Origin of the sequence: Helcobacillus sp. ACRRO (assembly GCF_022347125.1) — a bacterium.
GTDB lineage: Bacteria > Actinomycetota > Actinomycetes > Actinomycetales > Dermabacteraceae > Helcobacillus > Helcobacillus massiliensis.
In genome coordinates this window covers 20,719-27,390 of record NZ_JAKRNG010000030.1, presented here as the reverse complement: position 1 = coordinate 27,390, position 6,672 = coordinate 20,719, and the positions used below count along the sequence as shown (strand labels likewise).

The 6,672-nt window shown below is 63.5% G+C and carries 7 protein-coding genes; 1 reads left to right on the top strand and 6 read right to left on the bottom strand.

The window, feature by feature from the left end; translation table 11 throughout:
• Positions 1-1,342 (bottom strand): conjugal transfer protein TrbL (locus MHY20_RS09945; RefSeq protein ID WP_239376523.1); only part of this gene is annotated, 1,342 nt, incomplete at its 3' end.
• A gap of 39 nt (positions 1,343-1,381) precedes the next feature.
• Complete coding sequence (locus tag MHY20_RS09940) at positions 1,382-1,693, bottom strand: DUF6112 family protein (RefSeq protein ID WP_239376527.1); 312 nt, start codon at positions 1,691-1,693, stop codon at positions 1,382-1,384.
• A gap of 168 nt (positions 1,694-1,861) precedes the next feature.
• Here MHY20_RS09940 and MHY20_RS09935 point away from each other — a divergent pair, with 168 nt between their 5' ends.
• A complete protein-coding gene (locus MHY20_RS09935; protein WP_239376522.1) occupies positions 1,862-2,239 on the top strand; it encodes a hypothetical protein in 378 nt (125 codons plus the stop codon).
• A 24-nt stretch (positions 2,240-2,263) separates the two neighbouring features.
• On the opposite strand, the gene MHY20_RS09930 is transcribed toward MHY20_RS09935, so the two are convergent.
• From MHY20_RS09930 to MHY20_RS09915, 4 genes are all read right to left on the bottom strand, one after another.
• Positions 2,264-3,489, bottom strand: a protein-coding gene (locus MHY20_RS09930) for an IS3 family transposase (RefSeq protein WP_239376521.1) whose coding sequence is annotated in 2 segments (ribosomal slippage) — positions 2,264-3,204 and positions 3,204-3,489 — 1,227 coding nt in all. Because the reading frame shifts where the segments join, the coding sequence is not laid out codon by codon here.
• A gap of 580 nt (positions 3,490-4,069) precedes the next feature.
• On the bottom strand, positions 4,070-4,843 hold the full coding sequence (locus MHY20_RS09925; protein WP_343217754.1) for an MFS transporter: 774 nt from the start codon (positions 4,841-4,843) through the stop codon (positions 4,070-4,072).
• Between the two features lie 51 nt (positions 4,844-4,894).
• Positions 4,895-5,419, bottom strand: coding sequence for an MFS transporter (locus MHY20_RS09920; protein WP_239376519.1), 525 nt, complete (start codon positions 5,417-5,419; stop codon positions 4,895-4,897).
• Between the two features lie 133 nt (positions 5,420-5,552).
• Complete coding sequence (locus MHY20_RS09915; protein ID WP_239376517.1) at positions 5,553-6,632, bottom strand: GNAT family N-acetyltransferase; 1,080 nt, start codon at positions 6,630-6,632, stop codon at positions 5,553-5,555.
• Between the last annotated feature and the right edge of the window lie 40 nt (positions 6,633-6,672).

Genomic DNA, 6,672 nt, shown 5'->3' with positions numbered 1-6,672 from the left:
GGGTGCCCTGCTGTGGCGGCGTTCCACCGGGTGCAGGCGCCGGCGGAGTATTCCCACCATTGCCTGCGCCTCCGTTGGGGGTGGGGGTGTGGTCGGCGGCGTCGGCAGCGGTCTCGGCCTGCTGACCGAGTTCTGCGCCGGCTTTCGGTCCCGCGATGGCGGCATCCTTGGCCACCTGTACCCCGATCACGGCCGCGGCCGCAGGACCCGCCGCGGCAGCGGCAGCAGATCCACCCGAGGCCGCCCCCGATCCGGAAGTCCCAGACCCAGCCGCTCCGCCAGTGCCAGCTCCGGCTCCGCCCTGGGATGCGGAGGGGTTCGGGGTACTCGGTTTCGCCGGCTGCTTCCCGCCACCACCGTTGCTGTCACCGCCACTGCCGTCGAGGACCTGCTGGGGGTTGCCCGGCTGACGTTCCGGTAGCGGGATGGGGCGGTTGAGGGAATTCTTGGCGTCTTGTTCGGCGCCGATCGCGTGGTACATGTCGAACCCGACGAAGCTGATGAACCGGTACGTCAGGTAGGGGGCGAACGCGGCCATCGCCATGAGCACCACCCCGGCCAGCGGGTCACTGATCGAGGACAGGTCCCCATCGATCGGGGCGGCGACCTGGGTGATCGCCACCAGGAACATCACGACCAGCACGAGCTTGGAACAGATCAGCGCGACCACGAACATCGCCCACTTGCTGATCCACCCCCTCGTGGCGTCCCACGACGAGCCCGACAGGGCCAGGGGTGCGAATGCGATCGCGACCAGCAGCAGGGCCTTGCGGACCAGCAGAGAGAGCCACACGATTGCTGCGGAGGTGATCGCGAGCCCGGCGAGGAAGATCGTGATGATCGCCCCGACCCCGGGGGCGGCGATGTTGATCGCGGCGAGTCCGCCGGCGAGGATCGTGATCTTCTCGCCCATCGATTCGGTGGTTTCCCCGGCGGCTTGGACGATCCCGGCACACAGCTGGTCGACCACCTCCAGCAGCAGCCCAGTCAGCGTGATCACCACGAACGACCCCAACACCGATTTGGCGAGGCCGAGGGCGGCGCGGGTGAGGGCGGTGGGGTCACGTCTGATGAGGCCGGTGATGAGTTGGAGGCAGAAGAACAGCAGCATCACGAACACGGCGATGCCGAACAGCAGGTTGTAGACCGACAGGTATCCGTCACTGGTGATGTCGACCAGCGTGGAGGCGTCGAAGACGTTCCACACGGCCTCGAACAACCAGCCCGCCGCTGAGCCCATGGCCTGGGCGAGCCAGTCGAACGGGGCCGACACCAGCGACGCGGCGGCCTCACCAGCGGTTTCGCAGACACCTGAGATGACGGGCAGATCACAGATCCCCACCGCACATCACTCCTTCAGATGAGATGACACACGGATGGTTCAGATGGACTGGCCGACGTTCCAGAAGAAGTTGATCAGCGTGACCGCGGCACCGCAGATGATCGCCGCCCCGCAGGAGACCAGGACGCCGACCTTGCCGCGGCCGGCCAGGTGCGGGTTGGAGGAGTTCGCACCGAACCCCCACACGATCGCTGAGATGATCAGAGCCAGCACCGACAGGATCAGCCCGATCGTCATCACCGCTCCCACGATGTTGCGCAGCTGCGCAATCCCCGGCAGCCCATCATCATTCGGCGTGATGTCCACCTCCATCGGCAGCATCATCGGCAGCGTGGGCAGGACAGAAGTCATCAGATCAAGCACAACAAGCTCCTCACAGACAGAAGGACGAAACGGGCCTGCCCACCGGGATGTGACCGGAAGGGCAAGCAACCAGGAAAGGTCTGCCTGTCAGGTGCGCCGGACGTCCCGAGTCTGCGCGGCCTCGGTGGGATACTTATCAGCAAGCAAGGAGGCGGCATGTCCCAGGAATGGTTCGAGGTTGAGCCCGACGAGACCACTTGGATGCAGGGGCGAAAGGTCGATCACACGTATGCTTCCCGAGGTTTCGATCTGAAGCGCTCGGGGTCGGAAGACGATGGTGCACCCGCAAGATTCGTGTATAAGGTCTTCGACGATGAGGGCCATGAATCAAGTGAGGTCGTGTTCGATGGAGCGGTTTGGCCGATAGCTGCGTCACCTGCGGGACGTAGCCAGATCAAACTCTTGGTCGCACGGGAAGCCGACCACATCAAGGATCTTTGGATCCAGCAGTTCAAGATGACCAAGTCCAATGGAGTGCAAGCCGGCAACGTGTTCCACCTGGGTAGTCGCGACGCTCAGGCACTTTGCCAGTGAAGCGCCCTGGGTTTCGTTCCGTGGTTAGACGGTCGCGGGCGCGGTCGTCGTGGGGTGAGTGTAGGACGCTTCGACTTCGGCCGGGGTGCGATAGTCGAGTGCTTCGTGCAGGCGCTTCGTGTTCCACCAGGTGACCCAGTCCAGAGTGGCGATCTCGACGGCGGTCGCTGAGGGCCAGGTGCGGCGTCGGTGGATGAGCTCGGCTTTGTAGAGGCCGTTGACGGTCTCAGCCAGGGCGTTGTCGTAGCTGTCTCCGACGGATCCGACCGAGGCCTGGACTCCGGCGGTGATCAGCGCATCGGAGTAGGCCAGCGAGACGTAGTTGCTGCCCCTATCGCTGTGATGGATCAGCCCAGTCCGAGACGCTTCTGCCGGGGAGGTCTGGAGAGCCTGCTCGAGAGCCTGCAGTGGCAGTGCCTCAGTGCGGAGGCTGGTGGCCACTGCCCAGCCGACGATCCTTCGCGTGAAAACGTCTGTGATGAACGCGGTGTAGCAGAACCCGGACGGGATCCGGACGTAGGTGATGTCAGCGACCCAGAGCTGATTCGGTCCGGCAGCCGTGAAGTTCCGCTCGACCAGATCAGGACGACGGTCCAGGCCACCAGCAGGGCTCGTCGTGAACACCTTTCGACCACGGCGTATCCCGCACAGACCAGCAGCTTTCATCAGCCGAGCGGTCTGGTCGCGGCCGACTTCCCATCCGGCACGGCGCATCGCGTGATGCATCTTCCGATACCCGTAGACGCCGTAGTTCTCGGCATGAATCCGACGGATCTCTTCGACGAGCACCTCGTCACGGACCGCTCTGGCCGATGCCGGGCGCTGCTTCGCGGCACGGTAGCCGCGAGAGGTGAGGAACCCACGTTCCGTCGCGCCCAGGACGCGGCAGATGGCCTCGACCCCGAAGTGATCGCGATGCCTATCGATGAAGGCGATCATTTCGTCGTGGGGTGGTCGAGTTCCCTGGCGAAAAACACGGCGGCGGCCTTGAGGATCTCGTTGGCCCGCCGGGACTCGGCGAGCTCTCGACGCAGTCTGCGGTTCTCCTCCTCGAGAGACTCCGCGGGGCCGGCCGAGGGCTCGGCTGGCCCGTAGCGGTTGCACCAGATCCTCAGCGTCTCCATGCCAACGCCGAGTTGGGGCGCGACAGCTCGGATCGACTCCGATCGTGGGCCACCTTCGAGTGCCTGGTGGTCGTAGACCATGCGCACGGCACGGTCACGCAGCTCCGGACTGAACTTCTTGGGCATACTCCGATTCTCCTTGCTGAGACTCGGAACGGAACCCAGGGCGCTTCACTTCCAAAGATGAGCAGAATCGTCACAAGGAAGCTGCGTTTGGAATCATCAACACTGAAGCGATCTCGACTTCTTGACCACAGTGCGGGCACTTGGCGTGCCCATCAGTGAGTGGTGTGACGGGCCGAGCGCGTTGCTGAGACTGGTCACGGTACTCAGTAGGAAGGAGGCCAGTGATGCGTCGAAATTGTCGCGCAGCATTGCCTCGGCTGCGCCATCCCACCTCGTGCATCAGTTCACCGACAGGACGTCGGCTGCGCGCGAGCAGTGTCGCGAGCTGGACCCAGCGAACCCGCGTCAGGTACTTCATCGGGCTGATCCCGTACCGCCGCGCGAAAACTCTACCCAACTGAGACGGCGAAATGTGCACCTCTCTTGCCAGTGACTCCAGAGTCCATTGCACTTCCGGCCGGTCGTTGAGTAGTGATGCAGCAATCTCAGCAGGGTCAGGTTCCGCCACTTGACGTAGAGACCCCATGCGGTTGCGACTCATGGGAGCCTCCGAAGACCCATCCGCGTGGAGGTCGAGTGCTTAGCGCGACAGGGCTCGATCACTGCGCAAGAGGAGAACGATGCCCATGAACCCGACAAGGCATGCAGCCGCTGAGAGCGCCAGCGAAACCTGGTACCCCTCAGTCCCGCAGGAGGGTTCACGGGCCATGAACGCCGCGTAGATGCTGCCTAGCAACGTGACGGAGATCAGGCTGCCGAACTCGTATGACACTTCCTCGACTCCGGAGGCCATCCCGGCCCGATCAGCAGACACGTTGGAAATGATCGTGGAGGAAGCCACTGTGATCAGGACTCCAATTCCTGTGCCCGCGAGGAACAGGCTGACCGCGAACATCCACAAGTTCGCCTCCAGAACCAGGGTTGCCAGTGCATAACCCCCGCCCGCAACAACACAGCCAGCGCCGAGCAGGCGACGCGGCCCGACTCGGGAAAGCACTGAACCCGCAAGGAGGGAGGTCACCGTCGCGCCCGCCGCGATCGCGGCCATCAGGAGTCCGCTCTGCAGGGGTGAGAATCCACGAACCAGCTGGAAGTGCTGAGAAGTCACCGCCCCAACTCCGGCAAAGACGAATGTGGCCAGCCCTGCTGCCAAGACACCGGCAACGACCGATCGGCTGCGGAAGACCGAGAAATCCAGGAGCGGTGTTGGGAGTCTCCGCTGGCGCCGTGCGAACCACCAGAAGCAGACGAAACTCGTCGCAAGTGCCCCTGTAATGAACGCACCGGAGGGGGCCGATACGGCACCCTGCTTGATCGCTGCGACTAGGCCAGTCAACCCAACGAGAGCCAGCACAGAAGACAGCAAGTCCCAGGACGTTCTCGCCGATGCGCGAGCCGCTGGCGCTTACATGGCCGCCAACAAGAAAGTCACGAGGGCAAAGGGAACATTGATGAGGAAGACCGAGCCCCACCAGAACCACTCCAGGAGCAGGCCTCCCACGAGCGGACCGAAGGCAATGCCACCGATCGAGACACTCGACCAAACAGCGATGGCCACGTTGCGCTCATCCTCGTCCTCGAACGTGAACCGGATGATCGCGAGTGTCGCGGGCAGCATCAGTGCTGCACCCACCGCGAGTAGTGCCCGCGCGACGATCAGCACCCACGCGTTTGGAGAGAAGGCTGCGAGTAGGGAAGCTATCCCGAACGCGCATATGCCAATCTGGAACACCAGCTTGTGTCCGAACCTATCCCCGAGCGTCCCGGTGCCCAGCAGTAGGCCAGTCATGACGAGGGGGTACATGTTGATGATCCACAGTGACTCACTTACGCTCGCCGACAACTCGTCCGTCAGAAGAGGCACGACCACGTAGAGAATCGAAGTGTCGACCGTTGCAAGCAGCAAACCGAGAGAGACGGCGGTGAGCACGAACCACCGTGTGCGCTGCGAGGCCGGCGCAGGGGGATCTTGAGTCATCTCAGCCTTTCAATATGCCGATACGTCGTCAGAGCGCGGTAGATTTGGGAGCCGCGTACAGGGAGCATGAAAGTCAGACTCCCGATCATTGGCGCATGTGCTCGGAGGCAAGTCGCGCGAAGATGAGGGTGTCGGTCCATTCGCCCTTGCTGAACCAGTCCTGGACGTGATGGGCTTCGAGCCGGAGCCCGACACGACGAGCCAGTGCTGCCGAGGCGCTGTTGCGGGCATCCATCTGCGCGGTGATGCGGTGGAGCCGGTAGTGGTCAAACCCGAGGGCGAGTACTGCTCGGACGGCTTCGCTGGCGAAACCTTGCCCACCTTGCGCCGGGTCGAGAACCCACCCGATCTCGCCTTGACGGTGCTCGTGATCGGTGAGCCACAACGCGACGTCTCCGATCGGGACGCCGTCATGCTCGATGACCAGCGCAAGCGCGCCAGTCTCGCCATCGATGTCAGTCTTCGCTAGGCGTTCGGTGAGCTTGTCGTGGGTGACTTCCGCGGTCCATGGCTCGTCCAGCAGGTAGCGGGCAACGTCGGGTCGCGAGTACAGCTCGTGAAGCCATTCGGCATCGTCGGCGTTATGCGGACGGAGCCGAAGCCGCTCCGTCGCCAACGGCCACTGGGCGGTGGGCTTGAGATCGCGCCGGTAATGGAATAGTTCCTCGCACTGTCCTGCGGGCGTGGTCCCGACGGCTCGCTCGACCTCACGGAACCCTGCGTTCGTCAAGCACCGCTGGGAGGCCTTGTTCTCCAGGAGCGTGCGTGCTGTCAAGGTTCGCAGTCCACTGTTGCGTGCGAAGCGCGATGCCAACTCCAGGCCCCGACGAGCGTGCCCTGCTCCCCGCGCATCCGGATGAATCCAGAACCCGACCTCGGCAGCCTCGGAGCTGACGTCGAAGAGCACCAAGGAGCCCACAAACCGGTCCGTCTCGGCGTCGGCAAGTGCGAGGACTGCCAGCGTGCCGGACGACAGACCCTCAGCAACCTCGTCATGGATCATCCGTCGCACGGACTCGGGGGTGTAGTCGGACTCGGGCAGGTGGCCGAAGCGCCGCACAGCTTCATCCTTGGTGCCGGCTGCATATGTGTCTGCGTCCAGCTCTGAGAGGGGGCGTAGGCGAGTGTTCTCAAAGGTGATCGGAAGGGTGGTGGCATCCAGCATGCGCTAAACCTAACATCGAATGGAGAGCTAACTGAAGCGT